Genomic DNA, 21,160 nt, shown 5'->3' with positions numbered 1-21,160 from the left:
CGGCCCGAACCGCTCTTCACCCGGCGGCATCTCACGTGCCCACCGCCTCCTCCACCGACGCCACGGCCTCCTCGCGCACGGCGAAGGACAGACCGCGCAGCACCGGCGGCTCGGCCACGACGACCACCCGAACCTGCTCCGCGTCCCGGCTGACGGTCACCTTCGCGCCCGGCGGCGCCGCCTCGCGGGCCAGCTCCACGACCGCGCCGGGCGGGTCCTGGCGGGCCGCCGCACGCGCCCCCGTCCGCGCCGCGTCCACACACTGGATCTGCGCGGCCACGACCAGCAGCCCCCACACCAGAGCCATCGCGAACATCACCAGCACGGGCAGCACCACGGCCGACTCCGCCGTGACGAACCCCCGGTCCGCGCCCCGCTCACATCCGCGCATCGAGGGCTCCCCTCACGATGCTCTGGAGCTCCGCACTGACCGGGCCGCTCGTGACGACCTTGTAGAGCACCACCGCGAACGCCACCGCCGCGACGATCCCCATCGCGTACTCGGAGGTGACCATCCCCGCGTCCCTCCGCGCCGCACGCAACCCGCACACCAGGGCACGCAGCCGTGCCCGTACCGCCTGATACATCTCAACCCCCGTAGGAAAGAGTCCGAACTTCTCTTTGGTGTCGCTCACTTGCTTCCGGTCCGTCTCCGCGTCATCCACCACCCCCGCCCAGCACCCCGCCCGCGAGCCCGATCACCACGGGCAGCACGCCGACCGCGATGAACGCGGGCAGGAAGCACAGCCCGACCGGCGCACTGACCATCACGCCCGCCCGCCGGCCCCTGGCCGTCGCGGCGCGGCCCCAGTCGGCACGGGCCTCGGCGGCGAGCCGTGCGACCGGTGCGGCGGCTGGCAGTCCGGACACATCGGCCCGTTCGAGCAGCCGGGCCAGACCTCCGGCGCCCGGAAGGGCACCCAATCTCCGCCAGGCCACGCCCGGTTCGCCGCCCAGCCGCACCTCCGCCGCACCCCGGGCGAGGGCATCGCCCACGGGGCCGCCGAGGGCCTCACCCACCGCCTGCGCCGCGATCACCGGGCCGGCGCCCGCCGCGATGCAGGCCGCCAGCAGGTCGGCGGCGAGGGGCAGTTGCCGTGCCGCCTCGGCGAGGTCGGGTGCCCGCGGGTCCGCGCCGGCCGTCTCCTGCCTCAGCCGCCACCGCCACCACACCACCGCGCCCGCCAACCCCACGGCGACACCGGCGAGGCCCCCGACCAGCGCCCATCCGGCGCACGCCACGCCCACAGGGGCCGGCCATGTCCGCGCGACCCCGCGCAGGGTCAGGCGTGGGACAGGAGCAGGCGCCTCCCGGATCCCCAGCAGCGCGGTCAGTCGCCGGCGCGTCCTGCGGCTGCGCCGCGACTCCACCAGCCGGCGCGCCAGCCATGCGCAGGCCGAAGCGATCCCCACGGCCACCCCCAGCCTGTGGACGACTTCCCCGCTCATGCCGCTTCCTCCGCGCTCCGCACGATCCGCCGCACCCACCACAGCCCCAGGCCCTCCAGCACCCCGCCGGCCGCCAGGCAGCCCAGCCCCGCCCCGGTGTGCAGCAGGACGTGGAGGGGATCGGCGCCGAGGGCGGTGCCGATGGCAAGGCCCAGGGCCGGCAGCCCGGCGAGCATCACCGCCGTGGCCCGAGCCCCCGCCAACTGGGCACGCAGATCGGACCGCTGGTCCCGTTCGGCGCGCAGGGCGGCGGCGAGCCGGTCGAGTCCGGCCGCGAGCCCCGCGCCCTGGTCCACGGCCACCCGCCAGCACGCCGCGAGTCCCCGCAGTCCCTCGGCACCGGGTTGCCGTGCCGCCGTCGCGAGCGCGTCCGGCACATCACCGCCGAACCGCGCCGCCGCCAGGACCGTCGCCTGCGCGTCCGCGAGTCCGCCGCAGTCCCGCGCGGCCCTCAGCAGCGCCTCACCCGGCTGGCGTCCGGCCCGCACCTCCCCGGCGAGCGCGCCGCACAACGCGATCACCGCGTCGCCCCGGTGCTCCCGGTCCCGCCGCGCCCGGCCGGCCAGCCGTGCCCGCCGCAGCAATGGCACCCCGGCCGCCCCCAGCACGACCGGCAGCACCGACGTCCCGAGCACCGCCAGCACCAGACCGGCCACGGGCGACCACCACTCGGCCCCCAGCCGCCCACGGATGCGCCGCAGCCCACCGGTCAGCCGCCGCCACCCGGGCGGTCCGTTCGCGACGGCTCCGCCACCGGCGAGCAGCAACCGCGCCCGCCGTGCCGCCTCCTCCCGCTCGCCCAGCAGCCAGACAGCCGCTCCCATGCACACCACCGCCGCCCCCGTCGACATCTCACGCACCCCCGTCATGACTCACCCCTTCCACCTCGGCCTCACCCGGCCCGCTCGCCTCACCCCGAAGCAGCCCCCGCAGCCGATCCCACCCCCGCTCACGCACGAACGCCTCCGCTCCCCACCGCAGCGCCGGGACCGTCCGCACCAGCCCCGACGGGTCCCGCTCCAGCACGTGCACCTCGGCGATCCGCCGCCGCCCGGACCGGTCGCGCACCAGGTGCAGGACCACGGAGAGGGCGGCCGCCAGTTGGCTGTGCAGCGCGGCCCGGTCGAGCCCGGCGGCCGTGCCGAGCGCCTCCAGCCGGGCCGGTACATCGGCGGCGGCGTTGGCGTGCACGGTCCCGCAGCCGCCCTCGTGGCCGGTGTTCAACGCGGCCAGCAGATGCACCACTTCGGGCCCGCGCACCTCGCCCACGACCAGCCGGTCGGGCCGCATCCGCAGTGCCTGGCGCACCAGGTCCTCGAGGGTGACGAGGCCCGCGCCCTCCTGGTTGGCGGGTCTGGTCTCCAGACGCACGACGTGCGGATGGTCAGGCCGCAGTTCCGCCGAGTCCTCGGCGAGGACGATCCGCTCGTCCGGGCGCACCAGCCCCAGCAGGGCGCTCAGCAAGGTGGTCTTGCCGGTGCCGGTCCCGCCGCTGACGAGGAAGGACAGCCGGGCGTCGAGCAGGGCGCGCAGCACGCGGTCCCCGCCCGGCGGCACCGTGCCCGCCGCGACGAGCTCGCCGAGCGTGAAGGCACGCGGCCGCACGACCCGCAGCGACAGGCAGGCGCAGCCCACGGCCACCGGCGGCAGCACCGCGTGCAACCGGGTCCCGTCGGGCAGCCGGGCGTCGGCCCAGGGCCGGGCGTCGTCCAGACGGCGTCCGGCCACGGCGGCGAGGCGCTGGGCGAGCCGTCGTACGGCCGCCGCGTCCGCGAACCGCACCGACGTCAGCTCCAGTCCACCTCCCCGGTCCACCCACACCCGGTCCGGGGCCGACACCAGCACGTCCGTCACCGACGGATCGGCGAGGAGCGGCTCCAGCGGCCCGCTGCCGACCAGTTCGGACCGCAACTGTGCGGCGGCCCCCAGGACTTCGGCGTCCCCGAGGACCCGTCCCTGTTCCCGCAGGGCCTGCGCCACGCGCGACGGGGTCGGCTCGGCCCCGCTCTCGGCCAGCCATCGCCGCACCCCGTCGAGCAACGCCGCGCCGTCGAGTCCGGCCGAGGTGCTCATGCCGCACCCGCCTCGACGAGCGCCCGCTCCCAGAACTCCCTGCAGAACCGGGCGAGCGGTCCGCGCGGGGCCGCACCCGGTGGCGCCGGGCCCTCGTCCGGGCGCGACAGCCCGGGTTCGGCCGGTACCTCGCCGATCAGGGGCAGTCCGAGCAGCCGTGCCACCTCGCGGTCGTCGAGCCCCGGCGGGTACGGCCCCCGGACCGCCACGCGCAGATCCCGCAGGACCATGCCGACCGCGGAGGCCACCCGCCCCGCGGCCGCGACGGCCCGCAGCTCGGCGGGGACCACCAGCACGCCCATGTCCAGCTGGGAGAGGACTTCGGCGACGCCGTCGTCGATCCGGCGCGGCAGGTCGACCACGACCGTGCCGCCCCGGCGCCGGGCCGCCGCGAGCACCGCGCGCACCGCCTGCGGCGGGACGGCGATCCGGTCGCCTCGGTCCCAGCTGAGCACCCGCAGCGAGTGCAGCTCGGGCAGCGACTCCTCCAGGGCTCCCCCGCCGACCCGCCCGCGCGAGGAGGCGAAAGCGGGCCAGCGCAGCCCTTCGGCCGTCTCACCGCCGAGGAGTACGTCGAGTCCGCCGCCCAGCGGATCGGCGTCCACGAGGAGGGTGCGCAGTCCCTCCCGCGCGGAGGTGACGGCGAGAGCGCACGCGAGCGTGGACGCTCCGGCCCCGCCCCGGCCTCCGATGACGCCCACGGTGAGGGCGGGCCGGCCGACGCCCTCGGCCACGTCGGCGATCCGGTCGACCAGCCACTGCTCGCCGTCGGGCAGCATCAGGACGTGTTCTGCGCCGATCTCGACGGCCCGCCGCCACACCCCGGAGTCGTCCTGGTCCCGGCCGACGAGGACGACGCCCCTTCTGCGCACGGCGCCTCGCACCCGCCGCGCGGCGTCGTCGCCGACCAGGACCAGCGGCGCGGCCTCCCAGCTGCCTCTGCGCTCCGGCACTCCGTGGTGCACCTCGGGTGTGGCGCCCGCCGCCGCGCACAGGCGCAGCAGATCGTCGAGGAGGTCGGTGTCCTCGGTGACGATCAGCGGTCCGCCCTGCCGCCCTCCGGCGGCCGGTGGCGGGTCGTGTGTGACGGTTCCGGCCACGGTTTCCATCCCCCTTCGCTGCGTGACTCGCGCGAGCCCCTGCGGCCCCGCGATTCCCAAACGTGGGAAGAGCCGGCAAGCGGCCTCCCTGTGAACGGCCGACAGAAGCCGGCCAAACGCCCCCGGGTACTCGGAACCGGCCATGAACTCGCCGCGAGCGGGAGGCGCTGGAATCACGGTGCAGCGATCCCGGAAATCGTGTGGATCTTGGTCGATAACTGTGGACGCCCCGGGGGGTTGTGAATATCGGCGTCACCCACACCGGTGAGCCGCCCAGGCTCTCCGTGCGAGTTCCACAGAGCAGTCCGGCAACTACACACCGTCACAGAGCATGAACATGTCAATGCGCTCAACGGAGCCACATCGGAGCGGCTGTCAGGCCGTGCGAAGGAGGAGAAAACCCACCCGGACATGCGACGACCCCCGCCGGGGGGGAGAGCGGGGGTCGTCCCCACGGCCGACTCGGGGGGGGAGGAGTCGGGCCGGGTTAGCACGGTCGCGAACGATCCGTGACTTCCATGGTGTACCCGAGAGCCTTCTCAGGCAAACCCACGCGCCCCACCTTACGCCGAATGGGCTGCCCCTATGCTCTGGGGCGTGGAAAACCACTCGTTGCCCCGCACAGCCGCCTTCTTTGACCTGGACAAGACGGTCATTGCGAAGTCGAGCACGCTCACGTTCAGCAAGTCGTTCTACCAAGGCGGTCTGATCAACCGCAGGGCCGTCTTGCGAACCGCATATGCCCAGTTCGTCTTCCTCGCCGGCGGCGCCGACCACGACCAGATGGAGCGCATGCGCGCCTATCTGTCCGCCCTGTGCCGCGGCTGGAACGTGCGGCAGGTCAAGGAGATCGTCGCCGAGACGCTGCACGATTTGATCGACCCGATCATCTACGACGAGGCCGCCTCCCTCATCGAGGAGCACCACACCGCCGGCCGCGACGTCGTGATCGTGTCCACGTCGGGCGCGGAAGTGGTCGAGCCGATCGGCGAGCTGCTCGGCGCGGACCGCGTGGTCGCCACCCGCATGGTCGTGGGCGACGACGGCTGCTTCACCGGCGAGGTGGAGTACTACGCGTACGGCCCGACCAAGGCCGAGGCCGTCAGGGAGCTGGCCGAGTCCGAGGGGTACGACCTCAGCCGCTGCTACGCCTACAGCGACTCGGCGACCGATGTGCCGATGCTGGAGTCCGTCGGCCATCCGCATGCCGTGAACCCGGACAGGGCGCTGCGCCGCGAGGCGCTCGCACGCGGGTGGCCGATCCTGGACTTCCACCGCCCGGTCCGGCTCAAGCAGCGCATCCCCGCGTTCTCCGTACCGCCGCGCCCGGCGCTCGTCGCGGTCGCCGCGATAGGCGCCGCGGCGGCCACCGCGGGACTCGTCTGGTACGCGAACAGGCGCCGGACGACGGTCGCTTGACCTGCGACGGTGCACCGTCCTATTTGAACCCAAAAGTAAAGAAGTGCAGCCTGGACTTCCGCTTACTCCGGGGCAGGAGTACAAAGGACTCAACGGCCCGCGAGACCAAGGACATCCGAGAGGATCACCTTTTAAACGCATTTGGCCCCACGGACCGAGCATGAACACCGGGCACCCACGCGACGTCGACCCGTCGAATACGGGCCAGCCACACCAGGTGACGGGCAAAGCTCCCGGCCTGATGGGCATATATCGAGGACGCTTGGTAACCAGATGCTCATGCCAGCGGCGGTACGAGAACTCGTACCGCCGCATCACTTTTCCGGCCGGGCGACATCAGGCCGCTCCGCGCTGCAGCGCCTCGCACACCGCCATCGACTCGCGGGCCCCCAGTTCGACCGCCCTGCCGCAGTGGGCGATCCAGGCGGCCACGCCCTCAGGGGTACCGGAGACGTACCCGCCCAGGGCCTCCAGGTAGGCGTCGCGTCCCAGCTCCGCGTGGCCGACCTCGGCCGCGCAGACCGACTTGGGGTCCAGCCCGCTGCCCACCAGGACGATGCGCTCGGCCGTGCGCGCGACCAGGCCGTTGTGGGACGTGAAGGGGCGCAGGGCGAGAAGTTCGCCGTGCACGACGGCGGCCGTCACCAGTGCCGGTGCGGAGCCGCCCGCGATGATCAGCCCGGCCAGCCCGTCCAGCCGGCCGTGCGTCTCGGTGGCGCTCGGCAGCGGCAGCCCGACGAGCGGCTCGTCGACCGGCTCACCCTCCTTGCGGGGCCGTCCCACCTGGTCGCCCTTGTCCGCGGCGGCCACCAGGTGCAGCCTCGCCAGGACCCGCAGGGGCGACTGCCGCCAGATCGACAGCAGCTGGCCCGCCTCCGCGGTGAGCCGTAGGGCGGCACCTACCGTGCGGGCCTCGTCGTCGCCACTGAAGTCCGTACGGCGGCGCACCTCCTCCAGGGCCCAGTCCGCGCCGGCCAGCGCGGCCGAGCCGCGGGCGCCGCGCAGAGCGGCCTCGGAGGTGATCGCGTTGCTGCGCCGCCGCATGACCCGGTGCCCGTAGACCCGGTCCACAGCCCTGCGTACGGACTCCACGGAATCGGCCACTCCGGGCAGCGCCCCCAGGGCCGCGAGAGGATCGGCGCTCGCGCCTGCTGTACTCATGAGTACGACCCTACGCACCCCGGGGCCCCGCCCCACGGCGGAGTGGCCTTCTTCACGCGCGCGTGCGCCCGGCGACGTCCACCCGAAGAACTACCCCTTGGCCGCCGGAGCCCCGGGCACGCCCCTGGGCGCCGGGGCGGGCCGGTCCGACAGGAAGGACGCCCAGCCCTCCCTCGGCGCCTCTCCCACCCGCAGGGTGCGCAGCTTCTCCAGCGTCTTCGGGTCCTGCGCGTCCAGCCAGTCCACGAGCTGCCGGAACGAGACGCAGCGCACCTCCTTCCTGGTGCACACCGTCTCGATGACCTCCTCGACGGCCCGCATGTAGGTGCCGCCGTTCCAGGACTCGAAGTGGTTGCCGATGATCAGAGGCGCGCGGTTGCCGTTGTAGGCCCGGGAGAAGCCCCTGAGCAGGCCGTCGCGCATCTGATCCCCCCACAAGTCGAACTTGGCGGGGTTGCCCTGGGTTCTGGTGCCCGACTGGTTGACCATGAAGTTGTAGTCCATGGTGAGCTGCTCGAAGGAGTGGCCGGGGAACGGCACGAGCTGCATGGACACGTCCCACAGGCCCTGCTTCTTCCTCGGCCAGACCTGGTCGTTGACGCCGCTGGTGTCGTAGCGAAAGCCCAGGTCGCGGGCCGCCCTCATGAAGTTGCGCTGCCCCTCGAGGCAGGGCGTGCGGGCGCCGATGAGCTCCTTGTCGTAGTCGAAGGGCAGTGGGGGCGCGCCCTTCAGGCCGGTGTTGGTCTTCCAGGTCTTCACGAACCGCTTGGCCTGGGAGATCTCGTCCTTCCAGTCCTGCACCGACCACTCGCCGACGCCGCCGCCGCTGCCGCAGAAGTGGCCGTTGAAGTGGGTGCCGATCTCGTTGCCCTCCAGCCAGGCCAGGCGCAGCTGCTTCACGGTGGCGGCGATGCCCCGGCGGTCGTTGAAGCCGATGTCGGAGCGGCCCGGGGAGTGCTGCGGCGGCCGGTACTGGTCACGCTCTTCGTCGGGCAGCATGTACACGCCGCTCAGGAAGTACGTCATGGTCGCGTTGTTCTCCCTGGCGACCTTGCGGAAGTGGGAGAACAGCTTCTGGCTGTCCTCGCCCGCGCCGTCCCAGGAGAAGACGACGAACTGCGGGGGCTTCTGGCCGGGCCGCAGGCGTTCGGGTCGGGGCAGGTGCGGCTGGGCACCGGTGTAGGCGGTGGAGCCGTCCCCGATCAGCCGGACCGCGCTCTTCGGCGCCTGTGCCGGGGTCGCCTTCCGCGGGGCGGGGTTCTCCTGCCGGGGGGTGCCGGTCGCGCAACCGGCGAGCGATGCGACGCAGACCACGGCGATCACGGAGCCCGCGGTGATCCTGTGGGTGGCGGCCATGTTCCGCCCACCTTCTTCCTTCTCTGGGGTGCGGACAGCGCCGCCAAATTCGCACGAGACCGAGAAGGAATTAGTACGACAAGCCGATCAAATGGCCACTTCACTCTTCGGGATGATCTATTCACCCATTTGCCCGTAAAGTCTATGCTCGTCCTTTACTCTGCATTACGATCCGTTTACCGAGCGTTGATTCATCCCGCCGATTTACGCCGTGACCGCCGCGACCGAATCCCGCCCCGAGCGGGACCCCCAGTTACGCGACCGCGCAGCCCCGGAGGAGACGGGAAACCATGTCAGCCTGCGTCCCCACACGCGCCGCCGACCCGAACCGAACCGAGCGCACCCACCGGCCCCACAGTCCGCCGCCGACCGGACCGCGCCGATTCCGCATCGCGGGTGCCGACGTGTCGGCCTCGATCGCGGTCTTCCTGATCGCTCTGCCCCTGTCCCTGGGCATCGCCCTCGCGACCGGCGCCCCTCTGCAGGCCGGCCTCGTCGCCGCCGCCGTGGGCGGACTGGTCGCCGGGCGGCTCGGCGGCTGCCCGCTCCAGGTGAGCGGACCCGCCGCAGGACTCACCGTCGTCACCGCAGACCTCATCCAGCGCTACGGCTGGCGGACGACGTGTGCCATCACCGTCCTCGCCGGCCTCGCCCAACTCGGCCTGGGCTGCCTGCGCGTGGCCCGTGGCGCCCTCGCCGTCAGCCCCGCCATCGTGCACGGCATGCTCGCCGGGATCGGCGTCACCATCGCCGTCGCCCAGCTGCACATCGTGCTCGGCGGCACACCACAGAGCTCCGTACCCGACAACCTGCGCGCGCTGCCGGCCCAGTTGGCGGACATGCGTCCCGCTTCGGTGTCGGTGAGCGTACTGACCCTGGTGCTGCTGCTGCTCTGGCCGAGACTGCCCGGCCGGGCAGGACGCCTGCTGCGCAAAGTCCCGGCCGCGCTCGTCGCCGTCGCAGGGGCCACCGCGGTCGCCGTCCTCGCCGGTCTCCACCTGCCCAAGGTCGACCTGCCGTCCTGGAGCAACCACGCCCTGGCCGGGCTGCCCGAGGGCCCCGTGCTCGGCCTGGTCGCCGCCGTGCTCACCACCACGCTGGTGTGCAGTGTGCAGTCGCTGCTCGGCGCGGTCGCCGTGGACAAGCTGGTGGCCGGCCGCCCCGGACTGTCCGCCCAGGTCGGGCGCGCCCGCCTCGACCGCGAACTGCTCGGGCAGGGCGCCGCCAACATCGTCTCCGGCTCGCTCGGCGGACTGCCCATCGCCGGGGTGGCCGTACGGAGTTCGGCGAATGTGCACGCGGGTGCGGTGAGCCGGAACTCCACGATGCTGCACGGCGTTCTCGTAGTGATCGCCGCGCTGCTGATGGTCCCGATCCTGGAGCTCATCCCGCTCGCCTCGCTCGCCGCCCTGGTGATGGCCGTCGGCATCCAGATGGTGTCCCTGAACCACATCCGCACGGTGACCCGCCACCGGGAGGTGTGGGTCTACGCCGTCACCACCCTCGGCGTGGTCTCGCTCGGCGTCCTGGAGGGCGTGGCGCTCGGTATCGCCACGGCCGTCGGCGTCGCCCTGCACCGCCTCACCCGCACCCGCATCACGCACGAAGAGAGGGAAGGAGTCCATCACGTACACGTCAGAGGACAGTTGACGTTCCTCGCGGTGCCACGGCTCAGCCGGGTCCTGCATCGCGTGCCCCATGGCGCCGACACCGTCGTCGAGCTGGACGGCTCGTTCATGGACCACGCGGCGTACGAGACATTGCAGGACTGGCAGAAGACGCACACCGCGCAGGGCGGCACCGTGCAGATCACCGGCCGGCACCCCGGCACCCGCATCTCCGAGCCCCAGGCCCGCACCGACTGCCGTTGCCGGCCCTGGACACCCTGGCGCAACCACCAGTGCGACGGCCCTCAGTCCGTACCCCCTGCCGAGAAGAACCCGGGCGGGTCGGACCGCTCCGAGCCGGACCCGACGGGCACCGGCGGAGCCAGCGGGCACGAACTGGCGCGTGGCATCAGCGCGTTCCAGCGCAACACCGCACCCCTGGTGCGCAACGAGCTGGCCCGGCTGGCGCGTGAGGGGCAGCGGCCCTCGCAGCTCTTCCTGACCTGCGCCGACTCCCGGCTGGTCACATCGATGATCACCTCCAGTGGTCCGGGCGACCTGTTCGTCGTGCGCAACGTGGGCAACCTCGTCCCCCGCCCGGGCGAGGAGAGCGGCGACGACTCGGTGTCGGCCGCGATCGAGTACGCCGTGGACGTACTGCGGGTGCGGTCCATCACGGTGTGCGGGCACTCGGGATGCGGCGCCATGCACGCGCTGCTCAACTCCGAGCCCGGCGGCGCCCGAACCCCGCTGAAGCGGTGGCTGCGGCACGGGCTGCCGAGCCTGGAGCGCATGTCCGACGACAGCCTGCCCGGGGGCAGCCTGGCCGGTCGGTCCCCCGAGGACGCGGTCGAGCAGCTCTGCCTGACGAACGTGGTCCAGCAGCTGGAGCACCTGCGCGCCCACGACTCGGTGGCCCGGGCCCTCCGTGAGGGCACCCTGGAGCTGCACGGGATGTACTTCCACGTGGGCGAGGCCGAGGCGTACCTGCTCACCGAGACGGACGCCGGTCACGTCTTCGACCGTGTAAGGGAATCGGACCTGACGGCGTGAGCCCGGCGCCGGGCCAAGGTGTGTTCCCGCCCGGCACCGGATGAGGGCGTGTCCCCGATCGCCCCCCTGGGACACGCCCCGTGGCCCGCCGGACCGCACCGCGCCCCGGGCGGCTGCCGACCGCCGCCCGGGCCCGGCCGCTCGCCCGGACCGTGAACACCGCCAACGGCCTGCCTCGGCTCCGCCGCGGCCCAGGTGACGGGCAGCACACACGGTGAACTTTCCCTGGTCGGCGTCCGTGGGTACGGATGACCCCGGCCGCCGACAGTACTGCCGGACAGGTCTAAACCAATCGGCGGTCGGCCCTTGTCATCGCACCCCCGGGTCTGATGAGCTGTGGCCTGGGACACAACGGACACCCTGGGAAAGGCAGATGCCGTGAGCAACGAGAGCCTGGCCAACCTGCTCAAGGAAGAGCGCAGGTTCGCACCCCCCGCCGACCTGGCCGCGAACGCCAACGTCACCGCGGAGGCGTATGAACAGGCCAAGGCTGACAGGCTCGGCTTCTGGGCCGAGCAGGCCCGTCGGCTGACCTGGGCCAAGGAGCCCACCGAGACGCTCGACTGGTCGAACCCGCCGTTCGCCAAGTGGTTCAAGGACGGCGAGCTCAACGTCGCCTACAACTGCGTCGACCGGCATGTGGAGGCCGGGCACGGCGACCGGGTCGCCATCCACTTCGAGGGCGAGCCCGGCGACAGCCGCGCGATCACCTACGCCGAGCTCAAGGACGAGGTCTCCAAGGCCGCCAACGCCCTGCTGGAACTGGGAGTCCAGGCGGGCGACCGGGTCGCCGTCTACATGCCGATGATCCCCGAGACGGCGATCGCGATGCTGGCCTGTGCCCGGATCGGCGCCGCGCACTCGGTCGTCTTCGGCGGCTTCTCCTCGGACGCGCTCGCCACCCGCATCCAGGACGCCGACGCCCGCGTGATCATCACCTCCGACGGCGGCTACCGGCGCGGCAAGCCCTCCGCGCTCAAGCCGGCCGTGGACGAGGCCGTCGAGAAGGCGGGCATCGTCGAACACGTCCTGGTCGTGCGCCGCACGGGTCAGGAGGTCGCCTTCACCGAGGGCCGCGACGTCTGGTGGCACGACCTGGTGGGGCGGCAGAGCGCCGAGCACACCCCGCAGGCCTTCAACGCCGAGCACCCGCTGTTCATCCTCTACACCTCGGGCACCACGGGTAAGCCGAAGGGCATCCTGCACACCTCCGGCGGCTACCTCACCCAGACCGCCTACACCCACCACGCCGTCTTCGACCTCAAGCCGGAGACCGACGTCTACTGGTGCACCGCCGACGTCGGCTGGGTCACCGGCCACTCGTACATCGTCTACGGACCGCTGGCGAACGGCGCCACGCAGGTCATGTACGAGGGCACACCCGACACCCCGCACCAGGGCCGGTTCTGGGAGATCGTGCAGAAGTACGGCGTGACGATCCTCTACACCGCCCCGACCGCGATCCGTACGTTCATGAAGTGGGGCGACGACATCCCCGCCAAGTTCGACCTGTCCAGCCTGCGCGTGCTGGGCTCGGTGGGCGAGCCGATCAACCCCGAGGCGTGGATCTGGTACCGCAAGAACATCGGCGGCGACCGCACCCCCGTCGTGGACACCTGGTGGCAGACCGAGACCGGCTCGATGATGATCACCCCGCTGCCGGGCGTGACCGCGACCAAGCCCGGTTCAGCGCAGACGCCACTGCCCGGCATCTCCGCCACGGTCGTCGACGACGAGGCGAACGAGGTCCCCAACGGCGGAGGCGGCTACCTGGTGCTGACCGAGCCGTGGCCGTCGATGCTGCGCACCATCTGGGGCGACGACCAGCGCTTCATCGACACGTACTGGGCGCGCTTCGAGGGCAAGTACTTCGCCGGTGACGGCGCCAAGAAGGACGACGACGGCGACATCTGGCTGCTCGGCCGGGTCGACGACGTCATGCTCGTCTCCGGGCACAACATCTCCACCACCGAGGTGGAGTCCGCTCTCGTCTCCCACCCCTCGGTCGCCGAGGCGGCCGTGGTCGGCGCGGCGGACGAGACGACCGGGCAGGCGATCGTCGCGTTCGTGATCCTGCGCGGCACGGCATCGGAGACCGAGGACCTGGTCGCCGAGCTGCGCACCCACGTCGGCCAAACCCTCGGCCCGATCGCCAAGCCCAAGCGGATCCTGCCGGTCGCCGAGCTGCCCAAGACCCGCTCCGGCAAGATCATGCGCCGGCTGCTGCGGGACGTCGCCGAGAACCGCCAGCTGGGTGACGTCACCACGCTGACCGACTCCACGGTCATGGAGCTCATCCAGGCCAAGCTGCCCGCCGCCCCCAGCGAGGACTGATCGCGCCACCGGCATGGCGGAGCTGACGGAGGGCATCCGATCACCGGGTGCCCTCCGTCAGGGCGCCCCGGCGGCGAAGACCGCCGGATGCGCACAGCCGCACGTTTACCTAAACTCAGTAAAACAAGTGCTCCATGGTGCGCCGGGAAGTCTGGTCGGCATGTGTTCCGTCCTGCCCACCGACCGGAGGTCTCCCTCGTGACCGCGCCCCGCTCCACCACTCCCCGCAAGGTTCTCGACCGGCTGTCGCTGCCCGAGCGGACCTACGTGGTGGAGGCACTGCGCACCGAGACCGTCGGCGGGGTGCTGCTGCTCGCCGCCGCGGTCACCGCGCTGCTCTGGGCGAACATCCCCGCTCTGCGTGACAGTTACGAAAGCGTCTCCCACTTCCACCTGGGCCCCGCCGCCCTCGGCCTCGACCTGTCCATCGCGCACTGGGCCGCCGACGGACTGCTGGCGGTCTTCTTCTTCGTCGCCGGGATCGAGCTCAAACGGGAACTCGTGGCGGGCGACCTGCGCGACCCCAAGGCCGCCGCGCTCCCCGTCGTCGCCGCGCTCTGCGGCATGGCCGTACCGGCGCTCGTCTACACCGTCACCGCCGTCGCCGGCGGTGGCTCCCTGGCCGGCTGGGCCGTGCCGACCGCCACCGACATCGCGTTCGCGCTCGCCGTGCTCGCCGTCATCGGCACGTCCCTGCCGAGCGCACTGCGGGCCTTCCTGCTCACGCTCGCCGTCGTCGACGACCTCTTCGCGATCCTGATCATCGCGGTGTTCTTCACCGCCGAGCTGAACTTCGCCGCGCTCGGCGGCGCCGTCGCGGGACTGGTGGTCTTCTGGCTGCTGCTGCGCAAGGGCGTACGCGGCTGGTACGTGTACGTGCCGCTCGCCCTCGTCGTCTGGGCGCTGATGTACAACAGCGGTGTCCACGCCACCGTCGCCGGTGTCGCCATGGGCCTGATGCTGCGCTGCCACCGCCACGAGGGCGAGGACCGCTCCCCCGGCGAGCGCATCGAGCACCTCGTACGCCCCCTGTCGGCGGGGCTGGCCGTCCCGCTGTTCGCGCTGTTCAGCGCGGGTGTCGCGGTGTCCGGCGGAGCGCTCGCCGAGGTGTTCACCACGCCCGAGACCCTCGGTGTCGTCCTCGGGCTCGTCGTCGGCAAGGCGCTCGGCATCTTCGGCGGCACGTGGCTGACGGCCCGTTTCACCCGCGCCTCGCTCAGCGACGACCTCGCCTGGGCGGACGTGTTCGCGGTGGCGAGTCTCGCCGGCATCGGCTTCACGGTGTCGCTGCTCATCGACGAACTCGCCTTCGCCGACAACCAGACGCTGACGAACCAGGTCAAGGCCGCCGTCCTGCTGGGCTCGCTCATCGCCGCGACACTCGCGACCGTTCTGCTGAAGATGCGGAACGCCAAGTACCGCCGTCTGTGGGAGGAAGAAGAGCGCGACGAGGACGCCGACGGCGTCCCGGACGTCTACGAGGAGGACGACCCGGCGTACCACCTGCGGCTCGCCGCCCTCTACGAGCGCAAGGCCGCCGAACACCGCCGGATCGCCCAGGAGAAGGCAGCCGCGCGCCACGGGCTTGCCGAAGTACCGGGCGGGGCAGGCGAGGACCACCACCGTCCGGCATGATCTGACGAGACGGTACAAAAGACGGGACCGTACGCAGTCATGCCGTGCGCAGTCGGACGACTGCGCACAAGTCAGGCAGAAGACGCGGACATCGGACCGTACGCAGAAGAGGGAGACCGCGATGAGCGCACCCGACGGCAACCCGGTCGGCGCCGAACGCAGCATCGGCCAGCTGTTCGCCTCGGCGACGGCGGAAATGTCGGCACTGGTGCACGACGAGATCGCGCTGGCGAAGGCGCAGCTCAAGCAGGACGTGAAGCGAGGCGCGACCAGCGGAGGCGCCTTCTCGGCGGCCGGCGCGGTGCTGATCTTCTCCCTGCCGATGCTGAACTTCGCGCTGGCGTACGGCATCCGCACCTGGAGCGACTGGAACCTCGCGGTCTGCTTCCTGTTGTCGTTCGCGGCGAACGTGCTGGTCGCGCTCGTCCTCGCACTGGTCGGCGTGGCCTTTGCCAAGAAGGCCAAGAAGGGCAAGGGGCCGCAGAAGGTCGCCGCGTCGATGAAGAAGACCGCGGTCGTGCTGCAGAAGGCCAAGCCGCACCCGCGGCCGGAGCTCCCGCAGGACCGGGTCCCCGAGGCCATCGAGGCTGTGGCACGCTCGTCCTCATGACGGACCCCGCCACATCTTCGGAACCCCCGGCTCCGGCCGTCCTGCTGGACGGCCCCTGGAGCCACCGCGACGTCGCCGCCAACGGCGCCCGCTTCCACATCGCCGAGCTGGGCGACGGGCCGCTGGTGCTGCTGCTGCACGGCTTCCCGCAGTTCTGGTGGACCTGGCGGCACCAGCTGGTGGCGCTCGCCGACGCGGGCTTCCGGGCCGTCGCCATGGACCTGCGGGGCGTCGGCGGCAGCGACCGCACACCGCGCGGCTACGACCCCGCCAACCTCGCGCTCGACGTCACCGGCGTCATCCGCTCCCTCGGCGAGCCGGACGCCGCGCTCGTCGGCCACGACCTGGGCGGATACCTCGCGTGGACGGCGGCCGCGATGCGCCCCAAGCTGGTGCGGCGGCTGGCGGTCGCGTCCATGCCGCACCCGCGGCGCTGGCGCTCGGCCATGCTGAGAGACGTCAAGCAGACCCGCGCCGGTTCACACATCTGGGGGTTCCAGCGGCCCTGGATCCCGGAGCGGCAGCTCACCGCCGACGACGGGGCGCTCGTGGCGGAGCTGATCCACGAGTGGTCCGGGCCGCGCCCGCCCGAGGACGAGGCGCTCGAGACGTACCGCCGCGCCATGTGCATCCCCTCCGCGGCGCACTGCGCGGTCGAGCCGTACCGCTGGATGGTGCGCTCCCTGGCCCGTCCGGACGGCATCCAGTTCAACCGGCGGATGAAGCGGCCCGTGCGGGTGCCGACCCTCCATCTGCACGGCTCGCTCGACCCCGTGATGCGCACGCGCAGCGCGGCCGGGTCCGGTGAGTACGTCGAAGCTCCCTACCGCTGGCGCCTGTTCGACGGCCTCGGGCACTTCCCGCACGAGGAGGACCCGGTCGCGTTCTCCTCGGAACTCATCAACTGGCTGCGGGATCCCGAACCCGACCGGTGACCGGTCGACCCCGTGCGGTACCGGCACCTGAACGCTTGTCCTACGAACGGCCACTTGCCCGGCGCATAGGCCAATTGGACGCCCCGGGAGCGGTTATCGACCATGGGTCGGGGGCACACGTCGGGGTATGGGCTGGACGCACGACTTCAGTGACGCAACCCGCAATCGCCGCTCGGCGGGCGGTGCGAACCCCCACCGGCGAAGCGGCGCACCGCAGATGGTGACCGCGGACCCCCGGGTCGGGATTCCGCGTATCCTCCGCCGCCGGGCCCGCTGGGTCTCCGTACGTCTGCGTCATACACGCGACTGAGGTGTCGCTCGCGCGAGTGACACCCCGACACCTCCCGCTCCAGGGCCGCTTCTAGAGGGCGCAGCTGTCGCTGCCCACCTGCTGGTCGGCGGTGCGCCCCTTGGCGATGTCCTGCTGGATCTCGTCCACGGTCAGTGCGTATCCCGTCTTGGTGTCGTCGAGCGACTTCGCGAAGACCACGCCGTTGACCTTGCCGTCGGGCGTGAGCAGCGGGCCGCCGGAGTTGCCCTGGCGGACGGTCGCGAAGAGGGAGTAGACGTCGCGGCGGACCGTGCCGCGGTGGTAGATGTCCGGGCCGTTGGCCGTGATGCGGCCGCGCACACGTGCGGCCCGCACGTCGTACGCCCCGTTCTCCGGGAAGCCCGCGACGATCGCGCCGTCGCCGCTGCTCGCGTCCTTCTCGGTGAACCGCAGCGCGGGTGCCTTGAGATCCGGCACGTCGAGGACGGCGATGTCGCGCCGCCAGTCGTAGAGCACGACCTTGGCGTCGTACTTCCTGCCCTCGCCGCCTATCTGCACGGTGGGCTCGTCGACTCCGCCCACCACGTGCGCGTTGGTCATCACGCGGCGGTCGGAGAAGACGAAGCCGGTGCCCTCCAGGACCTTGCCGCAGCTCGGGGCCGTGCCCATGACCTTGACGATGGAGCGCTGGGCTCGGTTCGCCACCGGGCTGTCGGCCAGGGCCGGGTCCGGGGGCCGGACGTCGGTGATCGGCTCGTTCGAGAACGGGCTGAAGACCTGCGGGAAGCCGTTCTGCGCGAGGACGGAGGAGAAGTCCGCGAACCAGGTGGCCGCCTGGTCGGGCAGGGCCTGCGAGACGCCCAGCAGCACCTTGGAGTTGCGGACCTCCTTGCCGAGCGTCGGCAGCGTCGTGCCCGCGAGGGCCGAGCCGATCAGCCAGGCGACCAGGAGCATCGCCACGACGTTGACCAGGGCGCCGCCGGTGGCGTCGAGGGCCCGGGCCGGGGACCAGGTGATGTGCCGGCGCAGCTTGTTGCCGAGGTGGGTGGTGAGGGCCTGGCCGACGGAGGCGCAGACGATGACGACGACGACCGCGACGACGGCGGCGGTCGTGCTCACCTCCGCGTTGTCCGTCAGCGCGTCCCAGATGACGGGCAGCACGTAGACCGCGACGAGGCCGCCGCCCAGGAAGCCGATCACCGACAGGATGCCGACGACGAACCCCTGGCGGTACCCCACGACCGCGAACCACACAGCGGCGACCAGCAACAAGATGTCCAGCACGTTCACGGAGGCCACCCTGTCATGCGCGCCAGTCGAGCGGGACCTGCTTCTCGCGGTCCCAGGGCCGCTCCCAGCCCGCGAAATGCAGCAGCCGGTCGATGATTCCGGCCGTGAAACCCCAGACAAGGGCTGATTCGACCAGAAATGCCGGACCTCGGTGGCCGCTGGGGTGGACGGCGGTCGCTCGATTGCCGGGATCCGTGAGATCCACCACGGGCACGGTGAAGACCCGGGCGGTTTCGTTCGGATCGACGACCCCGACCGGGGTGGGTTCGCGCCACCAGCCCAGCACGGGTGTGACGACGAAGCCGCTGACGGGGATGTACAGCCGGGGCAGGGCGCCGAAGAGCTGGACGCCGGAGGGGTCGAGGCCGGTCTCCTCCTCCGCCTCGCGCAGGGCGGCCCGCAGCGGGCCGTCGCCGGACGGGTCGCCGTCCTCCGGGTCGAGGGCGCCGCCGGGGAAGGAGGGCTGGCCGGCGTGCGAACGCAGGGAGCTCGCGCGCTCCATGAGAAGCAGCTCCGGCCCGCGCGCGCCCTCACCGAACAGGATCAGCACGGCGGACTGCCGCCCCGCCCCGTCCTCCGGCGGCAGGAACCGGCTCAGCTGCCTCGGCCGGACCGTCTCCACGGCGTGCACCACCGGGTCCAGCCAGCCGGGCAGGCCCTCCTTGCTCACCGTGACCTGCCCGCCCTGTGTGTCGCTCGCCCGCCTCATCGCCACCCCCGTCGTCCTGCCGCATCCAACGCGCGACGGGCCCGAGATCGTTCCTCGAACGCCCGGGATCCCCTGAAAGGGCGGCGCGTGGGGTTGTTCGGGCGGCTCGGGCAGCTCATCCGGCCCCCAGCGGCGGCGCCGGTGTGCCGCCCGCGTCCAGGTAGGCCTGTGGAGGCTTCAGACGCTGGCCGGGGAAGCCGCCCTTCTCGTACTTCAGGAGCTTCTTCGCCTTCTCCGGGTCGGTCTCGCCCTCGCCGTAGGCCGGGCAGAGCGGGGCGATCGGGCAGGCGCCGCACGCGGGCTTGCGGGCGTGGCAGATGCGGCGGCCGTGCCAGATCACGTGGTGCGAGAGATCCGTCCAGTCGCTCTTCGGGAAGAGCGCGCCGATGGCGGCCTCGATCTTGTCCGGGTCGCTCTCCCCGGTCCACTGCCAGCGGCGCACCAGGCGCTGGAAATGCGTGTCGACGGTGATGCCGGGGCGCCCGAAGGCGTTGCCGAGCACGACGAACGCGGTCTTGCGGCCGACGCCGGGCAACGTGACCAGGTCCTCCAGCCGGCCGGGCACCTCACCGCCGAAGTCCTCCACCAGGGCCTTCGACAGCCCTATGACCGATTTCGTCTTGGCCCGGAAGAAGCCGCACGGGCGGAGGATCTCCTCCACCTCCTCGGGGTTGGCGGCGGCCAGGTCCTCCGGGGCCGGGTACTTGGCGAAGAGGGAGGGTGTCGTCTGGTTGACGCGCAGGTCGGTCGTCTGGGCGGACAGGACGGTGGCGACGACCAGTTGGAAGGGGTTGTCGAAGTCCAGCTCGGGGTGCGCGTACGGATAGACCTCGGCGAGCTCGCGGTTGATACGGCGGGCCCGGCGGACCAGGGCGGTGGGCGACTCGTCGCCCGGCGGGTGGACGACGGCCTTGGCGGGGGCGGTGCCCTTGAGGCGGGCGGTGGCCTTCTTGGGCGCGACCGCGACCTTCTTGGCCGCGGGTGCCTTCTTCACGGCGGCGCCCTTCGATGCCTTCTTCCCGGCGGACGCCTTGGAGGCAGCCTTCTTCGCGGCGGACGCCTTGGAGGCAGCCTGCTTCGCGGACGGCACCTTCTTCGCGGAAGCGGCCTTCTTCACTGGTTCCGTCTTGTTCTCTTTCGCCGTTTTCCTACCGCCATCGGGGCTCTGTTCGCCCACAGCGGAATCGCGACGTACAACCACCCGCGCAGCCCCCTCGGCCTGTGCTCTCACCGGCGATTTGGACACCCGGCCAGCCTAAGGCCAGGCACCGACATCCGGCCCGGCCCCTGAAGATCGGCGCCCAATTGGACCCCTGCCGCGTACCCCGGGACACGTGTGCGGCATCCTTGTGACAGATCACACTGTTTGGACCGCCCGACAAAATGGGCACCACGGTCCCTCGGTACACGGGGGAGCAAGATCCCCTGAGCAGGTCGAATAGGAGAGAACTCGTGGACGACGTTCTGCGGCGCAATCCGCTCTTCGCGGCGCTCGATGACGAGCAGGCCGCGGAGCTCCGCGCCTCCATGAGTGAGGTGACCCTCGCCCGCGGTGACTCGCTGTTCCATGAGGGCGACCCCGGTGACCGCCTGTACGTGGTCACGGAGGGCAAGGTGAAGCTCCACCGCACGTCCCCCGACGGCCGCGAGAACATGCTGGCCGTGGTCGGCCCCGGCGAGCTCATCGGCGAGCTGTCGCTGTTCGACCCGGGCCCGCGCACCGCGACCGCCACGGCCCTGACCGAGGTCAAGCTGCTCGGCCTCGGCCACGGCGATCTCCAGCCCTGGCTGAACGCCCGCCCCGAGGTGGCCACGGCGCTCCTGCGCGCCGTCGCGCGCCGGCTGCGCAAGACCAACGACGCGATGTCCGACCTCGTCTTCTCGGACGTACCGGGCCGTGTCGCCCGCGCCCTGCTCGACCTGTCCCGCCGGTTCGGCGTGCAGTCCGAGGAGGGCATCCACGTCGTCCACGACCTCACGCAGGAGGAGCTGGCCCAGTTGGTCGGCGCGTCCCGTGAGACGGTCAACAAGGCCCTCGCGGACTTCGCCCAGCGCGGCTGGCTGCGCCTGGAGGCCCGCGCGGTGATCCTGCTGGACGTGGAACGCCTCGCCAAGCGCTCCCGCTGACCGCACACCTGGCCGTACGTCATCGGGCCCC

19 protein-coding genes are annotated in these 21,160 nt (G+C 72.0%); 8 read left to right on the top strand and 11 right to left on the bottom strand.

Annotation, left to right across the window (positions count from 1 at the left end; genetic code table 11):
* Window positions 1–31: 31 nt before the first annotated feature.
* The 6 genes from ACIRDU_RS14565 to ssd form a co-directional block, all read right to left on the bottom strand.
* A complete protein-coding gene (locus tag ACIRDU_RS14565) occupies window positions 32–391 on the bottom strand; it encodes a TadE family type IV pilus minor pilin (protein WP_403578684.1) in 360 nt (119 codons plus the stop codon).
* Window positions 378–587 (bottom strand): DUF4244 domain-containing protein, encoded by a 210-nt coding sequence (locus tag ACIRDU_RS14560; RefSeq protein ID WP_403578681.1) that lies wholly within the window; start codon window positions 585–587, stop codon window positions 378–380. Before ACIRDU_RS14560 ends, ACIRDU_RS14565 begins: the two co-directional genes overlap by 14 nt.
* Before the next feature lie 70 nt (window positions 588–657).
* Entirely contained in the window at window positions 658–1,449 is a 792-nt protein-coding gene (locus ACIRDU_RS14555; protein ID WP_403578678.1) for a type II secretion system F family protein, read from the bottom strand.
* Entirely contained in the window at window positions 1,446–2,318 is an 873-nt protein-coding gene (locus ACIRDU_RS14550) for a type II secretion system F family protein (protein ID WP_403578675.1), read from the bottom strand. Before ACIRDU_RS14550 ends, ACIRDU_RS14555 begins: the two co-directional genes overlap by 4 nt.
* Window positions 2,302–3,522 (bottom strand): TadA family conjugal transfer-associated ATPase, encoded by a 1,221-nt coding sequence (locus ACIRDU_RS14545; RefSeq protein WP_403578672.1) that lies wholly within the window; start codon window positions 3,520–3,522, stop codon window positions 2,302–2,304. Before ACIRDU_RS14545 ends, ACIRDU_RS14550 begins: the two co-directional genes overlap by 17 nt.
* On the bottom strand, window positions 3,519–4,631 hold the full coding sequence (gene ssd / locus ACIRDU_RS14540) for a septum site-determining protein Ssd (protein WP_403578669.1): 1,113 nt from the start codon (window positions 4,629–4,631) through the stop codon (window positions 3,519–3,521). The genes ACIRDU_RS14545 and ssd overlap by 4 nt, the downstream gene beginning before the upstream one ends.
* A gap of 576 nt (window positions 4,632–5,207) precedes the next feature.
* Here ssd and ACIRDU_RS14535 point away from each other — a divergent pair.
* Window positions 5,208–6,041, top strand: coding sequence for an HAD family hydrolase (locus ACIRDU_RS14535; RefSeq protein WP_403578666.1), 834 nt, complete (start codon window positions 5,208–5,210; stop codon window positions 6,039–6,041).
* A 336-nt stretch (window positions 6,042–6,377) separates the two neighbouring features.
* Here ACIRDU_RS14535 and ACIRDU_RS14530 read toward each other — a convergent pair whose 3' ends face one another.
* Both ACIRDU_RS14530 and ACIRDU_RS14525 read right to left on the bottom strand, forming a co-directional pair.
* The gene (locus ACIRDU_RS14530; RefSeq protein ID WP_403578663.1) at window positions 6,378–7,202 is read right to left on the bottom strand and encodes an oxidoreductase; all 825 of its coding nucleotides are present in this window, start codon (window positions 7,200–7,202) and stop codon (window positions 6,378–6,380) included.
* Window positions 7,203–7,292: 90 nt separating this feature from the next.
* Complete coding sequence (locus tag ACIRDU_RS14525) at window positions 7,293–8,558, bottom strand: hypothetical protein (RefSeq protein ID WP_403578660.1); 1,266 nt, start codon at window positions 8,556–8,558, stop codon at window positions 7,293–7,295.
* 290 nt (window positions 8,559–8,848) lie between these two features.
* Here ACIRDU_RS14525 and ACIRDU_RS14520 point away from each other — a divergent pair, with 290 nt between their 5' ends.
* The 6 genes from ACIRDU_RS14520 to ACIRDU_RS14495 all read left to right on the top strand — a co-directional run bounded on the left by ACIRDU_RS14520 (window position 8,849) and on the right by ACIRDU_RS14495 (window position 17,042).
* Complete coding sequence (locus tag ACIRDU_RS14520) at window positions 8,849–11,218, top strand: bifunctional SulP family inorganic anion transporter/carbonic anhydrase (RefSeq protein ID WP_403578657.1); 2,370 nt, start codon at window positions 8,849–8,851, stop codon at window positions 11,216–11,218.
* A 378-nt stretch (window positions 11,219–11,596) separates the two neighbouring features.
* Window positions 11,597–13,552, top strand: a complete 1,956-nt coding sequence (gene acs / locus ACIRDU_RS14515; RefSeq protein WP_403578654.1) for an acetate--CoA ligase — start codon at window positions 11,597–11,599, stop codon at window positions 13,550–13,552.
* A gap of 198 nt (window positions 13,553–13,750) precedes the next feature.
* Window positions 13,751–15,187: a Na+/H+ antiporter NhaA gene (nhaA, locus tag ACIRDU_RS14510; RefSeq protein ID WP_403578652.1), complete on the top strand. Its 1,437-nt coding sequence runs from the start codon at window positions 13,751–13,753 to the stop codon at window positions 15,185–15,187.
* A 121-nt stretch (window positions 15,188–15,308) separates the two neighbouring features.
* On the top strand, window positions 15,309–15,797 hold the full coding sequence (locus ACIRDU_RS14505) for a phage holin family protein (RefSeq protein WP_403578649.1): 489 nt from the start codon (window positions 15,309–15,311) through the stop codon (window positions 15,795–15,797).
* Entirely contained in the window at window positions 15,794–16,732 is a 939-nt protein-coding gene (locus ACIRDU_RS14500; protein ID WP_403578646.1) for an alpha/beta fold hydrolase, read from the top strand. Before ACIRDU_RS14505 ends, ACIRDU_RS14500 begins: the two co-directional genes overlap by 4 nt.
* A gap of 127 nt (window positions 16,733–16,859) precedes the next feature.
* Window positions 16,860–17,042 carry a hypothetical protein gene (locus ACIRDU_RS14495; RefSeq protein WP_403578644.1) on the top strand — a complete coding sequence of 61 codons (183 nt, stop codon included), beginning with the start codon at window positions 16,860–16,862 and terminating at the stop codon, window positions 17,040–17,042.
* 51 nt (window positions 17,043–17,093) lie between these two features.
* On the opposite strand, the gene ACIRDU_RS14490 is transcribed toward ACIRDU_RS14495, so the two are convergent.
* From ACIRDU_RS14490 to nth, 3 genes are all read right to left on the bottom strand, one after another.
* Window positions 17,094–18,293 carry a MarP family serine protease gene (locus ACIRDU_RS14490; protein ID WP_403578641.1) on the bottom strand — a complete coding sequence of 400 codons (1,200 nt, stop codon included), beginning with the start codon at window positions 18,291–18,293 and terminating at the stop codon, window positions 17,094–17,096.
* Window positions 18,294–18,306: 13 nt separating this feature from the next.
* Complete coding sequence (locus ACIRDU_RS14485; RefSeq protein WP_403579010.1) at window positions 18,307–19,002, bottom strand: NUDIX hydrolase; 696 nt, start codon at window positions 19,000–19,002, stop codon at window positions 18,307–18,309.
* Between the two features lie 115 nt (window positions 19,003–19,117).
* Complete coding sequence (gene nth / locus ACIRDU_RS14480; RefSeq protein ID WP_403578638.1) at window positions 19,118–20,119, bottom strand: endonuclease III; 1,002 nt, start codon at window positions 20,117–20,119, stop codon at window positions 19,118–19,120.
* A 335-nt stretch (window positions 20,120–20,454) separates the two neighbouring features.
* Here nth and ACIRDU_RS14475 point away from each other — a divergent pair, with 335 nt between their 5' ends.
* Window positions 20,455–21,129, top strand: coding sequence for a Crp/Fnr family transcriptional regulator (locus ACIRDU_RS14475; RefSeq protein WP_010031945.1), 675 nt, complete (start codon window positions 20,455–20,457; stop codon window positions 21,127–21,129).
* Window positions 21,130–21,160: the final 31 nt, after the last annotated feature.

Origin of the sequence: Streptomyces sp. NPDC093598, from assembly GCF_044764825.1 — a bacterium.
In the GTDB taxonomy this organism is placed as follows: Bacteria; Actinomycetota; Actinomycetes; order Streptomycetales; family Streptomycetaceae; genus Streptomyces.
Note: the sequence above shows the minus strand (reverse complement) of the source record. Positions and strands in the feature narration are given on the sequence as shown.